At 59.9% G+C, this 20,424-nt stretch carries 14 protein-coding genes; all 14 read left to right on the forward strand.

Annotation, left to right across the window (positions count from 1 at the left end):
* The first annotated feature begins 7 nt into the window (after window positions 1–7).
* Window positions 8–1,078: a flagellar basal body P-ring protein FlgI gene (locus tag HU749_RS08860; RefSeq protein WP_161798353.1), complete on the forward strand. Its 1,071-nt coding sequence runs from the start codon at window positions 8–10 to the stop codon at window positions 1,076–1,078.
* Between the two features lie 14 nt (window positions 1,079–1,092).
* Window positions 1,093–2,397: a flagellar assembly peptidoglycan hydrolase FlgJ gene (flgJ, locus tag HU749_RS08865; RefSeq protein WP_046063051.1), complete on the forward strand. Its 1,305-nt coding sequence runs from the start codon at window positions 1,093–1,095 to the stop codon at window positions 2,395–2,397.
* 10 nt (window positions 2,398–2,407) lie between these two features.
* On the forward strand, window positions 2,408–4,474 hold the full coding sequence (gene flgK / locus HU749_RS08870; protein ID WP_186649689.1) for a flagellar hook-associated protein FlgK: 2,067 nt from the start codon (window positions 2,408–2,410) through the stop codon (window positions 4,472–4,474).
* Window positions 4,475–4,487: 13 nt separating this feature from the next.
* Complete coding sequence (locus tag HU749_RS08875; RefSeq protein ID WP_079305231.1) at window positions 4,488–6,053, forward strand: flagellar hook-associated protein 3; 1,566 nt, start codon at window positions 4,488–4,490, stop codon at window positions 6,051–6,053.
* 94 nt (window positions 6,054–6,147) lie between these two features.
* Window positions 6,148–9,723, forward strand: coding sequence for a glycosyltransferase (locus HU749_RS08880; protein ID WP_079305233.1), 3,576 nt, complete (start codon window positions 6,148–6,150; stop codon window positions 9,721–9,723).
* Between the two features lie 240 nt (window positions 9,724–9,963).
* Window positions 9,964–10,737 (forward strand): glucose-1-phosphate cytidylyltransferase, encoded by a 774-nt coding sequence (gene rfbF / locus HU749_RS08885; RefSeq protein WP_079305235.1) that lies wholly within the window; start codon window positions 9,964–9,966, stop codon window positions 10,735–10,737.
* Window positions 10,728–11,801: a CDP-glucose 4,6-dehydratase gene (gene rfbG / locus HU749_RS08890; RefSeq protein ID WP_413037918.1), complete on the forward strand. Its 1,074-nt coding sequence runs from the start codon at window positions 10,728–10,730 to the stop codon at window positions 11,799–11,801. Before rfbF ends, rfbG begins: the two co-directional genes overlap by 10 nt.
* Window positions 11,798–12,358 carry a dTDP-4-dehydrorhamnose 3,5-epimerase family protein gene (locus HU749_RS08895; protein ID WP_079305238.1) on the forward strand — a complete coding sequence of 187 codons (561 nt, stop codon included), beginning with the start codon at window positions 11,798–11,800 and terminating at the stop codon, window positions 12,356–12,358. Before rfbG ends, HU749_RS08895 begins: the two co-directional genes overlap by 4 nt.
* Window positions 12,355–13,581, forward strand: coding sequence for a class I SAM-dependent methyltransferase (locus HU749_RS08900; RefSeq protein WP_079305240.1), 1,227 nt, complete (start codon window positions 12,355–12,357; stop codon window positions 13,579–13,581). The genes HU749_RS08895 and HU749_RS08900 overlap by 4 nt, the downstream gene beginning before the upstream one ends.
* A complete protein-coding gene (locus HU749_RS08905; protein WP_079305242.1) occupies window positions 13,578–14,435 on the forward strand; it encodes an NAD-dependent epimerase/dehydratase family protein in 858 nt (285 codons plus the stop codon). The genes HU749_RS08900 and HU749_RS08905 overlap by 4 nt, the downstream gene beginning before the upstream one ends.
* On the forward strand, window positions 14,425–15,495 hold the full coding sequence (locus HU749_RS08910; RefSeq protein WP_079305244.1) for a class I SAM-dependent methyltransferase: 1,071 nt from the start codon (window positions 14,425–14,427) through the stop codon (window positions 15,493–15,495). The genes HU749_RS08905 and HU749_RS08910 overlap by 11 nt, the downstream gene beginning before the upstream one ends.
* A gap of 15 nt (window positions 15,496–15,510) precedes the next feature.
* Window positions 15,511–16,248, forward strand: coding sequence for a cephalosporin hydroxylase family protein (locus HU749_RS08915; protein WP_024617489.1), 738 nt, complete (start codon window positions 15,511–15,513; stop codon window positions 16,246–16,248).
* A 50-nt stretch (window positions 16,249–16,298) separates the two neighbouring features.
* Window positions 16,299–19,232: a TIGR00180 family glycosyltransferase gene (locus HU749_RS08920; protein WP_079305246.1), complete on the forward strand. Its 2,934-nt coding sequence runs from the start codon at window positions 16,299–16,301 to the stop codon at window positions 19,230–19,232.
* 229 nt (window positions 19,233–19,461) lie between these two features.
* A complete protein-coding gene (locus tag HU749_RS08925) occupies window positions 19,462–20,388 on the forward strand; it encodes a ketoacyl-ACP synthase III (RefSeq protein ID WP_018611808.1) in 927 nt (308 codons plus the stop codon).
* Window positions 20,389–20,424 lie beyond the last annotated feature (36 nt).

Below are 20,424 nucleotides of genomic sequence, written 5' to 3' on the forward strand. Positions count from 1 at the left end.
CCTGGTGATGTCGGCGGCCTTTACCGCTCAAGCCGAGCGTTTGAAGGACATCGCCAGCATTTCCGGCGTGCGTTCCAACCAGTTGATCGGCTACGGCCTGGTCGTGGGCCTGAACGGTACCGGTGACCAGACCACCCAGACCCCGTTCACCCTGCAGACCTTCAACAACATGTTGTCGCAGTTCGGCATCAAGGTGCCGGCCGGCTCCGGCAACGTGCAGTTGAAGAACGTCGCGGCGGTGTCGATCAGTGCCGATCTGCCGGCGTTCGCCAAGCCTGGCCAGCAGGTGGATATCACCGTCTCGTCCATCGGTAACTCCAAGAGCCTGCGCGGCGGTACCTTGCTGCTGACGCCACTCAAGGGTATCGACGGCAACGTCTACGCCATTGCCCAGGGCAACCTGGTGGTGGGCGGTTTCGATGCCGAGGGCCGCGACGGTTCGAAGATCACCGTCAACGTTCCGTCGGCCGGCCGCATCCCAGGTGGTGCGTCGGTGGAGCGGGCGGTGCCGAGCGGTTTCAACCAGGGCAACAGCCTGACGCTGAACCTCAACCGTTCCGACTTCACTACCGCCAAGCGCATTGTCGACAAGATCAACGACATGCTCGGCCCAGGCGTCGCCCAGGCCATCGACGGCGGCTCGATCCGCGTCACCGCGCCACTGGATCCGAGCCAGCGGGTCGACTACCTGTCGATCCTGGAAAACCTTGAGGTCGACCCGGGCCAGGCGGTGGCGAAAGTCATCATCAACTCGCGTACCGGCACCATCGTGATCGGCCAGAACGTCAAGGTGTCTCCGGCCGCCGTGACCCACGGCAGCCTGACGGTGACCATCACCGAAGATCCGATCGTCAGCCAGCCGGGGCCGTTGTCCAACGGCCAGACCGCCGTGGTACCGCGTTCGCGGGTCAATGCCGAGCAGGAAGCCAAGCCGATGTTCAAGTTCGGCCCGGGCACTACCCTGGATGAAATCGTCCGGGCGGTGAACCAGGTCGGCGCGGCACCGGGCGACTTGATGGCCATTCTCGAAGCCTTGAAGCAGGCCGGCGCGTTGCAAGCCGACCTGATCGTGATTTAAGGAACACGGCCATGGTGGATATGCGCAAAGGCGCCTTGATCAGCGGGGATTCGGGGTCCTACTCGGACTTGAACCGCTTGAACCAGCTCAAGGTCGGCGACAAGAACAGTGAAGGCAACCTGCGTAAAGTGGCGCAGGAATTCGAGTCGCTGTTCCTCGGCGAAATGCTCAAGTCCATGCGTTCGGCCACCGAGGCCTTGGGCAAGGACAATCCGATGAACACGCCGGAAGCCAAGCAGTACCAGGAAATGTACGACCAGCAGTTGGCCGTTTCCATGTCCCGCGAAGGCGGTGGTATCGGCCTGGCCGACGTGCTGCTGCGCCAGATGTCCAAGAACAAGCCGCTGGTGTCTGGCGAGGCGGCGACATTGTCGGCTGCCAAGCAGCAAGAGGCGCAGGACAAGGTCGCCAAGGCGCCGGTGCCGACGCCAGTGGCGGCCGGGACCCTGCCCACCGATGGCCCGTTGTCGCGTATCAGCGGCCAGCGTCCGTTGTGGGCTTCGCGGGCCGTGAGTGCGCCGCAAGGGGCTGAGGGCGTCCATCGCAACGACATGGAATTGCTCAACCAGCGCCGCCTGGCCCTGCCGCCGAAACTGGCCGACCGCCTGCTCGCCGGCCTGGTGCCTTCGGCGTCGGCCAATGCCGATGTGCCTGCACAGAACCTGCTGCCTGATCGCGCCATCGCCGCCGTCAAGCCGGCCACCGGCGAGCTGGCCAATGGCGACTGGCTGGCCGCGCTCAAGGCTTCCGAGCCCAAAGGCGACATGCAGGTCTATGGTCGCGCCGTGGCACAGCCACCGCTGGCACCGGCGCGCAAGGCCTTCCGCGATGCCGATGAATTCGTCAATGCCATGCTGCCAATGGCCAAGGAAGCGGCGGACCGCATCGGTGTCGACCCGCGTTACCTGGTGGCCCAGGCCGCCCTGGAAACCGGTTGGGGTAAATCGGTCATGCGCCAGCCCGATGGCAACAGCAGCCACAACCTGTTCGGCATCAAGGCCAGCGCCAATTGGAAGGGCGATTCGGCGCGGGCGATCACCAGCGAATTCCGCAATGGCGCGATGGTCAAGGAGACGGCCGAGTTCCGTTCCTACGCCTCGTACCGCGACAGTTTCCATGATCTGGTCAATCTGCTGCAAAGCAACAGCCGCTATCAAGATGTACTGAAGTCGGCCGATAACCCGGAACAGTTTGTACGCGAGTTGCAGAAGGCCGGTTACGCCACCGACCCGAACTACGCCAGCAAGATTTCGAACATAGCCCGGCAGATGACGAGTTACCAAAACTACGCTTCTGCAGGCGCCACCACGACTTTATAAGGTCTGAACCATGAGTTTGCTCAATATAGGGATGTCGGGTCTGTCAGCAAGCCAGACTGCGTTGGTGACCACGGGTAACAACATTGCCAACGTCGATACCGCCGGTTATTCGCGGCAGCAGACCGTGCAGACCACCAAGGCGTCGAACCAATACGGCAACGTGTTCATCGGTTCCGGTACGACCCTGGCCGATGTACGTCGGGTGTATAACGCCTTCCTTGAAGCACAACTGAAAACCACCACGTCGCTCAACAGTGACGCGGCGGCCTATCAGGGCCAGATCACTCCGCTCGACTCCCTGTTGTCGGACAGCGGCACCGGTCTCAACGGGGCGCTGACCAAGTTTTTCGCCTCGGTGCAGAACGTCAACGCCAAACCGGGTGACGATGCATCCCGCCAGTTGCTGCTCAGCGATTCCCAGGCCCTGAGCAACCGTTTCAATTCGATTGCCAGCCAGTTGACGGAGCAGGGCCAGAACATCAACGGCAACCTGTCGAACATGGTCGATCAGGTCAATAACCTGGCGGCCACCGTTGCGCAGTTGAACAAGAAAATCGCCGAAGTCTCCAACGCCGGCGGCGCCCCTAACGACCTGCTCGATGCCCGCAGCGAAACCATTCGCCAGCTCTCGACCTTCACCGGTACGCAGGTCGTCGAGAACGGCAGCAGCCTGGACATCTACCTGGGCTCCGGCCAACCGTTGGTGATGGGCAATACCGTCAATACCCTGGAAGCGGTGCCGGACAAGAACGATCCGGGGCGCATAGGTATTCAGCTCAACAGTGGTTCCAGCTCCATGGACTTGACGTCGGTGCTCACTGGCGGCGAGATCGGTGGCCTGATGCGCTACCGCAGCACCGTACTCGACCCAGCCATGAACGAGCTGGGGCGCGTGGCGCTGGTGGTCGCCGACCAGATGAACAGCATCCAGGCGTCGGGCATCGACATGAACGGCGCCTTTGGCTCCAACCTGTTCACCAGCATCAACAGCACTGCGCAAATGAGTCAGCGCAGCGTTGCGTCGTTGAACAACAGTGCGGGCTCCGGCAACTTCAACGTGTCCATCGAAGACACCGGAAAACTGACCACCAACGACTACAAAATTACCTTCACCAGCGCCACCAATTACACCGTGCAGCGCTTGCCTGACAACACGTCGATGGGCGCATTCAGCACTACGACCACGCCAGCACCGATCGTCGATGGCTTCTCGCTGACCTTCGCCAGTGGCACCGCGGCCGCAGGCGATTCGTTCAAGATCACTCCGACCCGTAATGCGGCGAGCAGCATCAAGACCGAGATGACCGACTCCAAGCGGCTGGCAATTGCCGCGCCGTTGGGCGCCGCCATCGTGCCAGGGGGCAGCGGTACGCTGACCATTCCGGCCAGCGGCCAGCCCACCATGACCACGAAGCTGGACATCTACGATGAGGCCACCACCAGCATCATCCAGAACGGCATCAAGAATTCCATGCCGGTCAAAGTGGTGTTCGGCGCGACGTCCACTGATGGCACCAGCCAGGCTTACCAATTACTCGATGCCAAGGGCTTCGAGATCAGCAATGGCACGATCAAGCCTGGCCAGAGCAACACCCTGAGCCTGAGCGTTCCGCTCACGGACGCCAGTGGCAACCCGATCATGGATTCGTCCGTACCGCCGGTGCAGCGCACCGTAACGTTCGACATGTCCATTGCCGGTGCGCCATCCGAGGGTGCTGGTATCAATGTCAGCCTCAGCCAACCCGGCACCCTGGACAACCGTAACGGCACCGCCCTGGCCGGTTTGCAGACCGCCAAGACCGTGGACACCGGTTCCTCCAGCGCGGGCATTTCCTTGAACGATGCCTACGGCAAGCTGGTGGAAGGCGTAGGTTCCAAGGCCGCCCAGGGCAAGCTCGACAGTGCCGCCACCGGTGCGATCCTGGACAACGCCAAGAACGCCCGCGACTCACTGTCGGGCGTGGACCTGGATGAGGAAACCGGCAACCTGGTCAAATTCCAGCAGTACTACACCGCGTCTTCGCAGATCATCAAGGCTGCGCAGGAAATTTTCAGCACGCTGATCAACAGTCTTTAAGGAGCCGTAGCCCATGCGCATTTCCACCTCCCAGTTTTACGAAAGCACGGCTGCGAACTATCAGAAAAACTTCGCCAACGTGGTCAAGACCAGCGAAGAGGCCAGCAGCCTGGTGCGCGTGAACACCGCTGCCGATGATCCGGTAGGGGCTTCGCGTCTGCTGCAACTGGGCACGCAAGCGTCGATGCTGGCTCAGTACGAAACAAACGCCAACACCATCAAGGCAACCCTGGGCACCACTGAGGCGGTGATGACCAGCATCGGCAATGTGCTGCAACGCGCCAAGGAATTGGCCGTCGGTGCCGGCAACGCCGGCTACACCGATGCCGACCGCCTGGCCAACGCCTCGGAGCTGGCACAGATCGAAGAACAACTGCTGAGTCTGATGAACAGCAAGGACGAGAATGGCAAGTACATTTTCGCCGGCTCCAAGGGCGACACCATTCCGTTCACCCGCAACAACGATGGCAGCTACAGCTATAACGGTGACCAGGTGACCCTCGACCTGCCCGTCGGCGACACCATGTCGATGGCCACCAACAGCACCGGCTGGGAAGTGTTCCAGCAGGCCGTCAACACCAGCCGCAGCCTGGTCACCATGACCGCGCCTGCGGTGGATGATGGCCGCGTAGTACTCTCCAACGGCCAGGTGTCGTCCAGTGTCAGCTACAACAGCAAATTCCGCAGTGGCGAACCGTACACCGTTGAATTCACCAGCGGCACGCAACTGAGAATCACCGACTCCGGCGGCAACGATGTCACCGCCGAAGCCAGTCAGGGCGGCGCTTTTGATCCCAGCAGCAAAAGTGGTCAGGCGGTACAGTTCCGTGGCCTGGAACTGACCCTGAACATCAACCTGCAAACCGGTGATACTGCGGGCACAGTGTTGCCTGGCCACACCTTCACCCTGGCCGCCAAGCCGGATACTTTTGTCACGACCCGCAGCCCGGGCAACCCGACCACGGTCCAGGTCACTGGCAGCGAAATCACCGACCCGGTGGCCTATCACGCCAGTTTCCCTACCGGTGCGGCCGTATTGAAGTTCACCAGTGCCACTGATTTTGACCTCTACTCCGCGCCGCTGACCGCCAACAGCCAGCCGGTGTCCAGCGGTACCCTGGCCGGCAACGTGGCCACCGCCTCGGGCGTGAGCTTTACCCTGGACGGTACGCCTGCCGCTGACGATCAGTTCAGCATCGCGGTCAACACTCACGAAACCCAGAACATTCTGGACACCGTGAACCAGCTGAAAACCGCGCTGAACACGCCGACCAACAACGATCCGATCGCGTTGCAGAAGTTGCAGGCGTCGCTGGCTTCCGGCATCGGCAACCTGGCCAGCGGCACCGATCAGTTGTCCAGTGCCTTGAGCTCGGTAGGTGGGCGTGGCCAGGCTCTGGAAAACCAGAGCGACACGAACCAGAGCCTGCTGTTGGCCAATAACCAGACTCAATCGTCGATTCGTGATTCCGATGCGGCCGAAGTGATGACTCGCCTGACCTTGCAGCAGACCATGCTGCAAGCCTCGCAATTGGCGTTCAGCAAGATCACCCAGTTGGGCTTGTTCAACAAGATCTGAGCCGGTATCGACCGAGCCGCCAACCGTCTTTTTTTAAGCGGTTCCGGGGCTCCGACCTGAAAAGGCCGGGGCCCGCCGCTCGAGAGTTTTAACCGTGAAGTCACTTCCCCTCGTTAGCATCGTTATCCCGGCCTACAATCCTCGGTTCTTCGACCAGGCACTGCTCAGTGCCCTGGCCCAGACCTACGAACACATCGAGATCATCGTTTGCGATGATTCGCCTGGCGATGAGATTCGCCAGATCGTCGACTCCTTCCCTGAACCGTCCCATCCGATCCGCTATTTGCGAAACCCGCAGCGACTGGGGCTTCAGGGCAACCTGTTGCGGTGTGTCGAAGAGGCCAGCGGTGAGTTCATCAAGGTGCTGTGCGACGACGACCGTCTGTTCGCACCGAGCATTGCGATGCAGGCCCAGGCGTTGATGGATCATGCTGACGTGAGTGTGGTGTTTGCGCTTCGGCTGTTGTGCGACGCAGGCAACTTCATCTTGCCACCCCGGGTGGACAACTGCCGCTTCTCGCCGAATGACGCCTTGCTCAAGGGCGACGACATGCTGGCGATTTTCGAGAGCACGCCAACCAACTTCATTGGCAATTTCAGTTCGACCCTGATGCGTCGAGCCGATGTGCTGGAATTGTTGCCAACCCTGATTCAGGACGGTGCCGGTTTTGTTGCGGTGCTCGATTTTGCTTTGTTTGTCTGCTTGATGCGGCGCGGCAACCTGATTGCCTTGAATACCGTGTTGAGTATCGAGCGTCTCTACCCGGAGCGTTTGAGCAAGACCCCGGAAATGCTCAAGGCTGCCAAATCAGAGTGGGAATGGCTGGCGCAGATGCTTGTTGCGCGCAGCGGTGAAGCGGCTCCAGCCTCGGGTTGGGTGCGCTGCATCGATTTGAATAAAATCACTGACCAGCCTCATGCCTGGCAGGAGCTCTGTGTAACCCGCGTGCTGGGCAACCGCAATACCGTCGTCAATGGTCGGGTAGGCGCCCAGAGCGAGAGCTATGCCGAGTTCTACCGTGAATGGCTGTCGATTCGTCGTTTCAGTGAAGTCGAACAGCGTGTCATGCCTGCGCGCATCGACAGCTGGCCGTTGCGTCCGAACATCGTGCCCATTGTCATCGACGGTGCCGGTGACGATGTGGCATTGGCGTCCACGCTGCGCAGCATAGACGGCCAGCTCTATCCGGCCCAGGCTGTCGTGGTACTTTCCGACGCCCGTTGCGAGGCCAATGACCGGGTGTTGCAGTTGCCTTATCAGCCCGATTGGGCGCGGCAACTCAATGCCATTGTCCCGCAGTTGGAGGGCGCGCATTGGTTCTATCTTCTGCGCGCTGGCGATACTCTCCGTGATTCAGCGTTGTTGATCCTGGCCGAACGCGTGGCCGGGAAACCGGGAATTCTCTGCGCTTACAGCGATGAGGGCGCACTGGTAAACGGCGAGTCCATCGAGCCGGTATTCAAGCCTGATTTCAACCTCGACCTGATGCGCGCCTATCCCTACGTCGGCCGGGCCCTGGCCTTCGAGCGTGAGCGTTTCATGACCGTGGGCGGTTTCGACCCGGCCCATGGCGAGCTGGCACCTCACGATTTGCTCTGGCGGTTGGTAGAAGAGGCTGGCCCGCAGACCATCGAGCACATTGCCGAGATTCAGGTGGAATCCAGCCTCAGCTTTGCCCAATGGTTGTCGAGGCCCGAGGTCATCGAGGGCAACGCCGCGATGGTGGGGGCACACTTGGACCGCATTGGGGCGGTTCATGAGATTCGCCAGGATACGTTGCCGTTGATCAATCGCATCGACTACCGACACGGCTCGCGTCCCTTAGTGTCGATCATCCTGCGCACCGGTCACTCGCTTGCAGCATTGCAGCGTTGTACCGAAAGCCTGATCGAACGTACGGCCTATACCCACTATGAAATTCTGATCGTGGACAGTGGCGTCCGAGACCTGGCCATGCTCGATTGGCTGGCGAACATGGCGCAACTGGGCGCGAACATGCTGCGCGTATTGCGATACGCCGGCGATGACAGTGATGCGGCGGTGCACAATTTTGCTGCGGGCCAGGCCCGGGGCGAATACTTGCTATTGCTCAGTCCGCAAACAGTCATTTGTGAAAATGACTGGTTGGACGAACTGATCAATCATGCCCAGCGTCCCGAAGTTGCGGTGGTCGGTGCGAGAATACTCAGCCCCCAAGGCACGATTGTTGGCGGCGGGCAGGTCCTCGGGTTGGCCGGGCCGGTGGGCACGCCATTTTATGGTGAGTCGGCAGCTTCTCGCGGCTATATGCAGCGCTTGCACACCACCCAGAACTGGAGCGCAGTCAGTGGCGATTGCCTGATGGTGCGCAAGCAGGTGTTCGAAGACCTCGGCTGCCTGGACGACGCCACCTTTACTCTCGGCCTCAGCGATGTCGATCTGTGCTTGCGTGCAGGCAAGGATGGCTACTTGGTGGTCTGGACGCCTTATGCGAGTGTCATGCAGGTGGTTGCTCCACGGTCATCATCGGATCAATCCGAAGAAACGACACTGTTGGAGCGTGAGCGCGAAATTTTCTATCGCAATTGGTTGCCCCAGATTGCCCGTGACCCTGCCTACAGTCCTTCTCTGACACTGGGAGCATCCAGTTTCAGCCTGGAACCTTCTCTGCGTCACAACTGGAATCCCTTCTGCTCTCGTGCTTTGCCACTGATACTTGGCCTGCCGGTCAACGCTACTGCGGTTGGTCATTATCGCGTCACGGCCCCATTGGCCGAGCTCGAAGCCGCGGGGAGGGTGATCGCCCGGGTGGCCTATGAGTCACCTACGACCGTTGATATCGAGCGATTGTCTCCAGATACCATCGTATTGCAGGGGCGCTACAGTGAAGGTTCCGCAGGCGACATCCTGCGGATGAAGAAATATTCCGGCGCCTTGAGAATTTTCGAACTCGACGACTATGTGGTCAGCGCGCCTAAGAAAAACACCCACGCCCGTAACAAACCGGTCAACACCGAGCAGATGCTGCGCGAGGGAATTGGTCTGTGTGACCGGGTGGTGGTGACGACCCAGCCGCTGGCCGACGCCTTGTCCAGCATGCATAGTGAAATCCGGGTGGTACCCAACATGCTGCCGCCCGAGCCTTGGGCCCGGTTGTCCAGCCGGCGCGGAACGTCATCCAAGCCTCGGGTTGGATGGGGCGGCGGGACCAGCCATAGCGGCGACCTCGAAATCATTGCGGATGTAGTTCGTGAGCTGGCCAACGAGGTGGACTGGGTATTCTTCGGAATGTGTCCGGACGCGCTACGCCCCTACATCCATGAGTTCCATAGCTCAGTCGCTTTGACCCACTATCCGTTCAAACTGGCCAGCCTGAACCTCGACTTGGCGCTGGCTCCCCTGGAGTTCCACATCTTCAACGACTGCAAGAGCAACCTGCGTTTGCTGGAATACGGCGCCTGTGGCTACCCGGTCATCTGTACCGATACCAAGGCCTACGACGGCTTCCTGCCGTGTACCAAGGTACGTAGCAACAGCACCGAGGAATGGGTCGCGGCAATCCGCATGCACTTGGCCGACCCTGACGCCAGTTATCGGATGGGCGATGAGCTGCGCGAAGCGGTGTTGCGGGACTACATGCTCAGCGGCAAGAACCTGCAACATTGGTTGTGGGGGTGGTTGCCGGATTGATATGTGGGAGGGTAGATCCCCTCGCCACAAAAACAGTGCTCAGTTTCCTTTCTGACCTCTATGCCCCCCGAAACGCTGCCTTCTGAGCTGGCGCGTTTCCTGCAAGCCCCCCTCATATCGCCATAAAACGAGCGCTCGCGGCCCATCGCAGCGCCCGGATCGGCATTGAAGGTGTAATCCCCGCGCCAGCAGAGCGAAACAACGCTTGGCCGAGCCCGGTGATGAACAAGAGGGGAGACGATGAAGGCAGTTATCTTGGCAGGTGGTCTCGGCACGCGGATCAGCGAGGAGTCGCACCTCAAGCCCAAGCCGATGATCGAGATCGGCGGCAAGCCAATTCTTTGGCACATCATGAAGCAGTATTCCGCCCATGGAATCCACGACTTCGTGATCTGCCTTGGCTACAAGGGCTATGCCATCAAGGATTTTTTCGCCAACTACTTTCTGCACACCTCTGACGTCACCTTCGATATGTGCAACAACCGCATGGACGTTCATCAGAACTACAGCGAGCCGTGGCGCGTGACTCTGATCGACACCGGCGAAGACACCATGACCGGTGGGCGTCTGCGTCGGGCGGCGCGTTATCTGGAAAATGAAGAGGCGTTCTGCTTCACCTATGGTGATGGCGTGTCGGACCTCAATATTGGCGCGCTCGTAGATTTTCATTTGTCTCACGGCAAGCTTGCCACCGTGACGGCAGTCCAGCCCCCCGGGCGTTACGGTGCGTTGGAGCGCGACGGCGATAGCGTTCTGGGTTTCACCGAAAAACCTCGAGGTGACGGTGGCTGGATAAATGGGGGCTTCTTTGTGCTCTCGCCAAAAGTCTTGCCTTTTATCACCGATGACCAAACGTCCTGGGAGGCCGAGCCGCTGGCGGCGTTGGCGTCCGAGCAGCAGCTACAGGCGTTCCAGCACGATGGTTTCTGGCATCCAATGGACACCTTGCGGGATAAAAACCACCTCGAAGCCCTGTGGCAAAGCGGCGAGGCCCCATGGAAACAATGGTCTTGAATCCGGAATTCTGGCGTGGCAAGCGCGTACTGGTCACCGGCCATACCGGCTTCAAGGGCAGTTGGCTGACGCTGTGGTTGCAAAGCCTGGGGGCCAGGGTCAGTGGCTTTTCCCTTGACCCGGCCACCCAGCCAAACCTGTTCGAGCTGGCCCGCGTGGGCGAGGGCATCGATGACCGGCGCGGTGACTTGCGCGACCTCGGCGCCTTGTTGGAGCTGCTGGCCGACGTGCAGCCGGAGATTGTCCTGCACCTCGCGGCGCAGCCGTTGGTGCGCGAAGGTTATCGCGACCCATTGGGCACGTATTCCAGCAACGTCATGGGAACTCTTAACCTGCTGGAAGCGGTTCGCCAGGTAGGTGGTGTCAAGGCGTGTGTACTGGTCACCACCGACAAGGTCTACGCCAACCAGGAATGGTTATGGCCCTACCGCGAAAACGAGGCCCTGGGCGGTCACGATCCCTATAGCAGCAGCAAGGCCTGCTGCGAATTGCTGGCGCAGTCTTATGCCGCCTCATTCTTTTCGGCTGAGCGCTATGCCGAGCACGGCCTGGCCCTGGCCACGGCGCGGGCCGGCAACGTGCTGGGGGGCGGTGATTTCGCTCCCGAGCGCCTGATTCCCGACGTGCTTAAAGCCTGGTCGGCAGACGAGCCGGTGACACTGCGTTATCCACAAGCCGTTCGTCCATGGCAGCACGCCCTGGAACCATTGGCCGGTTATCTGCAATTGGCTGAGTGTCTGTATCGACAAGGCCCGGAATTCGCCGGTGCCTGGAACTTCGGTCCAAGTGAAGCCGACATGTGCAGCGTCGGCGAAGTCGTCCAGTTGTTGGCCGAGCGCTGGCCGCAAGCGCCGGGCCTGCGCATCGAGCCAAGCGATTTGCACGAGGCCGGCCTGTTGCGCCTGGACAGCAGCCGTGCCCGGCAGCTGCTCGGTTGGCAGCCGCGCTGGTCGTTGCAACAGTGCCTGGCCCAGACTCTGGATTGGCACTTGGCATGGCAGAACGGCGACGACATGCGGCAAGTCACCCTCGGCCAACTGAACCTGTACCGAGGCGCGTTGTGAGCGAGTTTTCCTTGAAGGCATTGCCGCTGGCCGATCTGTTCAGCGTCCAGCACAAACGCTTCGAAGACCAGCGCGGGCATTTCGCCCGGCTGTTCTGCGAAGGTAGCCTGAGCGCATTCGGCCAGCCGTTCCATATCCGTCAGATCAATCATTCCTGCACCCATGAGCGCGGTAGCGTGCGTGGGTTGCATTATCAGAACGCGGCGCAACCGGAAGCCAAACTGATTACCTGTCTGCGTGGCGAAGTCTGGGATGTGGCCGTGGATTTGCGTCCCGATTCCGACACTTTCCTGCATTGGCATGCCGAGCACCTGAAGGCTGGCGATGGTCGCAGCCTGTTGATCCCGGCCGGGTTCGCCCATGGCTTCCAGACCCTCACCGACGATGCCGAACTGCTTTACTTGCATAGCGCCGACTACGCCCTGGAGCATGAGGGCGGCCTGTCGGTGACTGATCCGCGGCTGGCGATTTCCTGGCCGCTGCCTGTCAATAATCTGTCGAGTCGGGACAGCAACCATCCCTTGCTCGACGAGCGTTTCGCTGGAGTGCGTCTATGAACTGCCGAGGTTGCGGGACTGCCCTGGCTTTGCCACTGATCGATCTCGGTACTTCACCGCCGTCCAACGCCTATGTGCGGGCCGACCAGTTGGATCAGGCCGAGCAGTGGGTGCCGCTCAAAGTCGCGGTGTGCCAGCAATGCTGGTTGGTGCAGACCGAGGATTACACCCGCGCGGACACACTGTTCGACGCCGAGTACGCCTATTTCAGCTCTTTTTCCAGCACTTGGTTGGCCCACGCCGAGCGCTATGTTGCCGAGATGGCCGAGCGCTTCGAACTGAGTGCTGACAGTCGCGTGGTGGAAATTGCCGCCAACGATGGCTACCTGTTGCAGTACGTGGCCAAGCGCGGTATTCCCTGCCTGGGCGTCGAGCCGACGCGCAGCACCGCCGAGGCCGCCCGTGCCAAAGGCCTGGAGATCCGTGAGTTGTTCTTTGGTCGCGAAACGGCCACGCAGCTGAACAGCGAAGGCTGGGCAGCGGATTTGATGGCGGCCAACAACGTATTGGCCCACGTGCCGGACATCAATGATTTCCTCGCCGGTTTTGCGATGCTGCTCAAGCCAACCGGCGTCGCTACTTTCGAGTTTCCGCAACTGCTCACATTGATGGCCGGCCAGCAGTTCGACACGCTGTACCACGAACATTTTTCCTACTTGTCGCTGACGTCCGTGCAAACCCTGTGTGAGCGCAATGGGCTGGAAGTATTCGATGTCAGCCAATTGTCGACTCATGGCGGTTCGTTGCGAGTTTTCGCCCAGCGTGCCGACGGCGTTCGTCGCCCGATCCAGGCCTCGGTGCAACAGCAGTTGCAGGCCGAACTGGATGCCGGCGTGAAAACTGCCGCGTACTACACCACTCTGGCGCCGGCCGCCGAGGCGATCAAACATGGTCTGTTGCGCTTTTTGTTGCAGGCCAAGGCCGATGGCAAGCGTGTGGTCGGTTATGGCGCGGCCGCCAAGGGCAACACGTTGCTCAACTACGCCGGGGTCAAGCCTGACTTGTTGGCGTGGGTGGCCGATGCCAATCCGCACAAACAGGGTAAATATTTACCGGGCAGTCGGATTCCTATCGTGTCGCCCGAGCATATCGCGATAGAGCAACCCGACTACGTTCTCGTCCTGCCCTGGAACTTGCTGAGCGAAGTCAGCCAGCAGTTGGCTGAGGTTCGCCAATGGGGCGGGCAATTCGTCATCGCAGTGCCTGAGTTGACGCTGCTATGAAGGTTTTAGTGACCGGCGCCACCGGGTTTGTCGGCCGTCATCTGGTCACGGCCTTGCTCGCGCGCGGTTGTAAGGTCCGGGCCGTTGCACGCCGGGTGGAACCGGCCAGGGCATTGCCCTGGTTCGACCGGGTTGAATTCGTCGCGACCGATGTCCACGCAGAAGAACTGGACGTCGCTGCCTTGGTCGAGGGCGTCGATGCCTTGGTGCATCTCGCGTGGCCGGGGCTGCCGAATTACCAGGCACTGTTTCATTTCGAACATAACTTGCTGGCCGATTATCAGTTCATCAAACAGGCTGTCGTGGCGGGGGTCGGGCAGGTGCTGGTCACCGGTACTTGTTTCGAATACGGCCTGCAGAGTGGACCGCTCGATGAGCAGATTGCGCCGCAGCCGGCCAACCCTTACGGCTTGGCAAAAAATACCTTGCGCCTGTTTCTTGAACAGCTGCAATGCGAGCACCCGTTTACCTTGCAGTGGGCACGTTTGTTCTACCTGCACGGTGTCGGTCAGAACCCCAACAGCCTGCTTGCGGCGCTGGACCGGGCCATCGATGCCCAAGCCTCGGTCTTCGACATGTCCGGGGGCGAGCAACTGCGCGATTACCTGGCAATCGAAACAGCGACCGCTTATCTGGCGGGGCTGGTGTTGCGGCGCGAGTTCAATGGTGTCGTCAATTGCTCAAGTGGCGTACCAGTGTCGGTTCGCTCGCTGGTGGAAACACGGCTGCGCGAGCGTGGCGCGGCCATTCGCCTGAACCTGGGCCATTACCCATACCCGACTCACGAACCCATGGCGTTCTGGGGCGTGGCCGAACGCTTGCACACCTTGTTGGGAGCCGAACATGACGCGTGAGTTGTACCGGGCCACCGGCCTTCCGGTCCTGCAGAACCGGACCTTCGCCGATGAACAGTCGGCCAAAGCCTCGGCGTGTGCCGATATGGTTTTGGTCCAGGACGAAGTGAGCGGGTTGGTCTTCAATCAGGCATTCGATGCGGACAAGCTCTGCTATGACAGTGATTATCAGAACGAACAGGCCCACTCAGGGCAGTTCCAGCGGCACCTGGCTGATGTGGAGGGCATCATTGCTCGACATTTCAGCGGCCAGGAACTGATCGAGGTCGGTTGTGGCAAAGGCTATTTCCTGGAGCTGCTCAAAGAGCGGGGCTATGCCATCACTGGCATCGACCCTGCTTATGAAGGCGACAACGCTGACGTGATCAAGGCGCCGTTCACTCGCGATTTGGGCCTATCAGCTGACGCGGTGGTGCTGCGTCACGTGCTTGAGCATATCCAGGACCCGGTGGCTTTCCTTTCTGAAATCGCAGCGGCCAACCAGGGCGGGCAGATTTACATCGAAGTGCCGTGTCTGGACTGGATCCTGGACCATCGTGCCTGGTTCGACCTGTTCTACGAGCATGTGAATTATTTCCGCCTCGATGACCTGCGCCGGATGTTCGGTACGGTACATGAAGCCGGACACCTGTTCGGCGGTCAGTACCTATACATCGTTGCCGATCTGGCCACGTTGCGTCTGAAGCCGGAACAGCCCGTTCCAGCCTTGCAGTTGCCCGCTGAATTCACCGCCAGTCTCGGGCGTGCGGTGCAGATTATCCAGGCTGCGCCGCAGCAAGGTTCGGCGATCTGGGGGGCATCCTCCAAGGGCGTGATCTATTCGCTGTTCCTGCAACGAGCCGGGGTTGCTGTGGACTGCGTGGTGGATATCAACCCGGCCAAGCAGGGGCGGTATCTGCCGTTGAGTGGTGCGCGGGTTTCATCGCCCGAGGAGGCGACGGGTGCTCTGCCTGAAGGGGCGCACGTATTTGTAATGAATTCCAATTACCTCGAAGAGATCAAACGGATGACCGGTGGGCGCTACGTCTATCACGCCGTTGACAGTGCTTCGTTTCAATAACCACGAGATTCGAAAATGACCGACAACACTATCCATAAAGCTTTCGAAGCCCAATGCCAGACCGAAATCGCCGGTCAAGGCCAAGACCAGAAACTCGTCGGCTTGGCCAAGGAGTTTTTCAACGAATCGGCCCGCCACAAGTACAGCTACCATTTTTCATGGATGGGCCGGCCAATCATCCAACTGCCACAGGACATGATGGCGATGCAGGAGTTGATCTGGCAGATCAAGCCTGACCTGATCATCGAATGTGGCATCGCTCACGGTGGCTCGATCATTTATTACGCCTCGTTGCTGGAGCTGCAAGGCCATGGCGAAGTGCTGGGCATCGATCTGGATATCCGCCCTCATAACCGTGAAGCCATCGAGAGCCACCCGATGAGCAAACGCATCTCGATGATCGAGGGTTCGAGCATCGATCCGGCCATCGCCGAGCAGGTCCATGCAGCGGCCAAAGGCAAGAAAGTCATCCTGGTGCTCGATTCCAACCACACCCATGATCATGTGCTCGAAGAGCTGCGCCTGTACGCGCCGCTGGTCTCGGTGGGCAGCTATTGCGTGGTGATGGACACCGTGGTCGAAGACATGCCAGCGGACTTTTTCCCGGATCGCCCATGGGGGCCTGGCGATAACCCGAAAACCGCCGTGTGGAAATACCTTGAGGAAAACGCTGATTTTGAAATTGACCAGCAATTGCAGAACAAGCTGCTGATCACCGTTGCTCCAGACGGTTATCTGCGTCGGGTTCGTTAATTCATCCGTTTCAAGTCATTGGCGTCTGGCAGGTTGTGGGGACAGGAAATATGCAGGTTCGAAACAATATTCAAAACAACGTGGCACCGCTGAACGAGCGGTTCACCGTGGTGGTGATTTCCCACAACCGCAGCGCATTCCTGCGGCGTACATTGCATTACTACAGCAGCTATCCGTGTTCGGTACTGGTGCTTGATTCGTCGGTTGAGCGCGATGAGCAGATCACCCGGGATTTTCCCTCGGTCGACTACCGACACTTGCCTCAGTTCACCTACAAGGGGCTGCAGGACAAACTGGTGTACGGCGTCAATCAGGTCACGACGCCGTACATGGTATTTGCTGCCGATGACGATTTCCTGCTGCACGATGCGTTGACCGAATCGGTGGAGTTTCTCGAAACCAACCCCGACTATGGCCTGTGCCATGGCTACGGGATCATGTATCTGTCCTGCGCGACTGAAGTGAATTACTTCCGTCGCGATCGCAAGGTGCATGAGGATTACAGCAGCGAGCTGGCCGAAGACCGGGTCATCCGCTTCATGGATCAGTTCCTGCCGCCATTTTATGCCGTGACCCGCACTGATCTGCTGCAACAGTGGTATGGCCTGTTGCCGCCGGGCACCAGTTTCGAATGGCAGGAGATCGGCCACACCTTTTATCTGCTGGCCTGCGCCAAGGCGCGGATCCTGCCGATTCCATTCGCCGTTCGTGAACTCAACTACGGCGGTTCGGAACACAACACCAACGTGTTGACCGTGCTCAGCTACAAGGACGCAAAAAGCGTTGCCGAGCGTGAGCAATTCGCCGAGTTCCTGGCGTCCCTTCCAACACCGCTGCGCGAGCAGGCTCCGGGGCGGGTCAAACAGATTGCCCTGGACAGCTTCGCGGCCATGGCTGACTGCCTGCTGCAGGGGCGCTCACTCAAAGGCACCCAGATCATTCGTTCGGCCTGGTTGGAGGCGGGTGGCGAGCCGGTTCGTTCGTTTGGCCCGCAACAGTTTGTCGAGATGCCTTTTTACAACCAGCGTGTATTCGACCTCCTGACCGAGTTTGAATTCCTGTTGCACGCCATGCCGGCCGGTCGCCTGCAGCTTCAGCAGTTGGAAGGTATTTTGCTGCGCCAGCATGAACTGATGCGCGTGCACCCTAATGACAACGAGCGCACGGTGCGCAGTCGTTTGTGGGAGGCCCAAGGCTTGTATGCGTTCAACCGTACCGTGGTCAAGCGCTTGGCCGAATCGTTGAAGAGCAGCGATGAGCCTGAGGAGGCGGTGAAGTTGCAAGCCTGGGCCGAGCGACTGGACGCGCTACCGGGTCAGCAGGATCGCCGGTTGCTGGAAAACATGCACTCCGGTCGTCTGTTGAACTGGCTTGAGGCACGTAATCCAGATGCACAGCAGCTCAAGTCCATCGCGGCTCACCTGGCTGAGCATCAAGGTGGACCGCGATTCGGCATCCTCTTGCTGGATCTGGACGCTGACATGTTCAAGCTGCAGGCCACCTTCGACAGCCTGGTCAACGGCCACTGCAAGGCGTTCAATGTGGTGGTATTCACCACCGGCGCCTTACCAGCGACCACCTCGGTACATGACACCGTGCACTTCGTCAAAGTCAGCACGACTAATTATGTCGAGCGCATCAACCAGATCATCGAGCAGTCCGCCGCCGACTGGATGGTGCTGGTCGAGGCCGGTGACCAGTTCACCCAAAACGGCCTGCTGCGCGCCAGCCTCGAATTGATCGGTGCCGAAGGTGTGCGCGCCGTGGCCATGGATGAAATCCAGCGCAAGGCTGACGGCAGCCTCACCGACGTGTTCCGTCCGGGCGTCAACCTCGATCTGCTGCAATCGGTGCCCTCGTTGATGGCGCGTCACTGGCTGATTCGTCGTGATGTGCTGGCCCAGGCTCGCGGCTTTACCGCTGAATACACTCAGGCCCTGGAGCTGGATCTGTTGTTGCGCCTGATTGAAGACGCAGGGTTGGCCGGCCTGGCGCACCTGGCCGAGCCATTGTTGATCTGCAACGCCCCGGTCCAGGAAGAAAACCTCCAGGAGCGTCAGGTCCTGACACGTCACCTGGCTGCCCGAGGGTATCGCGCCCAAGTCACCTCGGCACAGCCGCTGACGTATCAGATCGACTACCAGCACGCCGAACGGCCCTTGGTATCGATCATTCTCGAAAGTCGGGACAACTTTGAACAAGTCCAGCAGGCGCTGGTCAGCGTGCTGCAGCGCACGCGTTACCATCGTCATGAAATTCTGATCGCGGACAATCATAGCCAGTCCGAAGCGTTGGCTCAGTGGCTCGACAGTCTTGAAGGGAAGGGTGATCGGATCCGCATCCTGCGCAGCGACCGGCGCCTCAGCGCTTCGGCCCTGAACAACTGGGCGAGCGCCGAGGCCAAGGGCGAATACCTGGTACTGTTGTCTGCCGAGGCCCAAGTGATCAATGCCAACTGGCTCGATAGCCTGCTCAACCAAGCCCAGCGACCAGAAGTGGGGATCGTCGGCAGCAAACAGATGAATATTCGTGGTATCACCACCCAGGCTGGCTTGGTGCTCAAGCCCGACGGGCAGGTGGCCTCGGTGTTCGTTGGCGAGCGCAAGGATGCCAAGGGCTATCTCAACGGCCATCAGTCGGAACAGAACTACTCTGCGGTGTCCGGCGCTTGCCTGATGATCCGCAAGGATCTGTTCGAAGCCGTGGGAGGCCTGGACGAGGCACATTTCGCCGACGCCTTCGCGGATGTCGACCTGTGCTTGAAAGCGGCGGATGCGGGGTATCTCACGGTCTGGACGCCTCAGGCCCAAATGCTGCACGCCGGCACATTCGCCGACGCGCCCCAGACGGCAGGCGCCTTGCGCGATAAATGGCAGGCGCGCTTCGAACACGACGCTGCTCGTAACCCCAACCTGGCCTTGACCGACACTGGCTTTGCGCTGGGCGAGGCCTCGGCGGTGGATTGGGCGCGGTTGCTTCCATAGGCCTGCTTGCTCCTGCTGTTGCCGATATGGCCTTTTCAAAAAAGGCTTTATCGGCAAAATAGCGTGACCTGCGAGTCATAACGCGCATCTTCACTGTATTGTATTGACCGGGAAGATGGCGCCTGGCCCTTATCAGGCCCAGTGATAGCCCTTTACACTTCCCGTTTGTCGGCGCCCCTCGATTCCTTGCGAGCGGTGGTATTGGGCTGTTTTTGATTGGGAAGCCGTAATGATTGGCATAAAAAGCATTGCGAGCTACGTTCCTGTAGCCGGCGTGGACAATTACGCACAAGGTGCGAAGTTTGAAAAGGATGAAGAGTTCATCCTGGGCAAGATCGGTTCGGCCTTCTTGCCACGCAAGGATGACGGGCAGGAAACCTCGGACCTGTGTGTCGAAGCGGTCAATGCGCTGTTTGCCAACAATCCCGGCCTGAAACGCGAATCCATCGACGTGCTGATCGTTGTCACCCAGAACGGCGATGAAGAAGGCTTGCCGCACACGGCGGCTATCGTCCAGGACAAACTCGGCTTGCCGACCACCGTGGCGGCGTTCGACATCTCCCTGGGGTGTTCGGGTTATGTCTATGGCATCTACGCCATCAAGGGCTTCATGGAGGCCGCTGGCCTGAAGAATGGCCTGTTGGTGACGGCCGATCCGTATTCGAAAATCGTCGACCCGGAAGACCGCAACACCACGATGCTGTTTGGCGACGCCGCCACCGCCACCTGGATGGGTGAAGATGCGCCGTGGCAACTGGGCAAGGCCAAGTTCGGCACCGACGGTTCCGGCGCGCCCCACCTGAAGGTCAGCGACGGCGTGTTCTTCATGAACGGCCGCCAGGTGTTCAACTTCGCTTTGCTCAAGGTGCCAGCCCATCTGCATGAGTTGCTCGCCGATTCCGATCTGCAAGCCAGCGACATTGATGCGTTTTGCATTCACCAGGGTAGTGCGGCGATTGTCGATGCCGTGGCACGGCGTTTCGAGGGCGAGCCGGAGAAGTTCATCAAGGATATGGTCGAGACCGGGAACACCGTGTCGTCGAGCATTCCGTTATTGCTGGAAAAGCACGTGCTCGATTCCGATTGGAAGCGCGTGGCCTTGAGCGGTTTCGGCGTAGGCCTGTCCTGGGGCTCGGCGATCATCTATCGGCCGTGAGCCACTAAAACCCGGGCACAAAAATAGCGTCCAAGG

This window comes from Pseudomonas ogarae (assembly GCF_014268695.2).
Lineage (GTDB): Bacteria > Pseudomonadota > Gammaproteobacteria > Pseudomonadales > Pseudomonadaceae > Aquipseudomonas > Aquipseudomonas kilonensis.

Bases quoted from the DNA above. Each gene is read 5' to 3' on its own strand.
- HU749_RS08860 (WP_161798353.1), top strand. From the start codon at position 8: ATGTCGGCGGCCTTTACCGCTCAAGCCGAGCGTTTGAAGGACATCGCC.
- HU749_RS08875 (WP_079305231.1), top strand. From the start codon at position 4,488: ATGCGCATTTCCACCTCCCAGTTTTACGAAAGCACGGCTGCGAACTAT.
- HU749_RS08900 (WP_079305240.1), top strand. From the start codon at position 12,355: ATGAACTGCCGAGGTTGCGGGACTGCCCTGGCTTTGCCACTGATCGAT.
- rfbF (WP_079305235.1), top strand. From the start codon at position 9,964: ATGAAGGCAGTTATCTTGGCAGGTGGTCTCGGCACGCGGATCAGCGAG.
- HU749_RS08920 (WP_079305246.1), top strand. From the start codon at position 16,299: ATGCAGGTTCGAAACAATATTCAAAACAACGTGGCACCGCTGAACGAG.
- rfbG (WP_413037918.1), top strand. From the start codon at position 10,728: ATGGTCTTGAATCCGGAATTCTGGCGTGGCAAGCGCGTACTGGTCACC.
- HU749_RS08905 (WP_079305242.1), top strand. From the start codon at position 13,578: ATGAAGGTTTTAGTGACCGGCGCCACCGGGTTTGTCGGCCGTCATCTG.
- HU749_RS08925 (WP_018611808.1), top strand. From the start codon at position 19,462: ATGATTGGCATAAAAAGCATTGCGAGCTACGTTCCTGTAGCCGGCGTG.
- HU749_RS08910 (WP_079305244.1), top strand. From the start codon at position 14,425: ATGACGCGTGAGTTGTACCGGGCCACCGGCCTTCCGGTCCTGCAGAAC.
- HU749_RS08915 (WP_024617489.1), top strand. From the start codon at position 15,511: ATGACCGACAACACTATCCATAAAGCTTTCGAAGCCCAATGCCAGACC.
- flgK (WP_186649689.1), top strand. From the start codon at position 2,408: ATGAGTTTGCTCAATATAGGGATGTCGGGTCTGTCAGCAAGCCAGACT.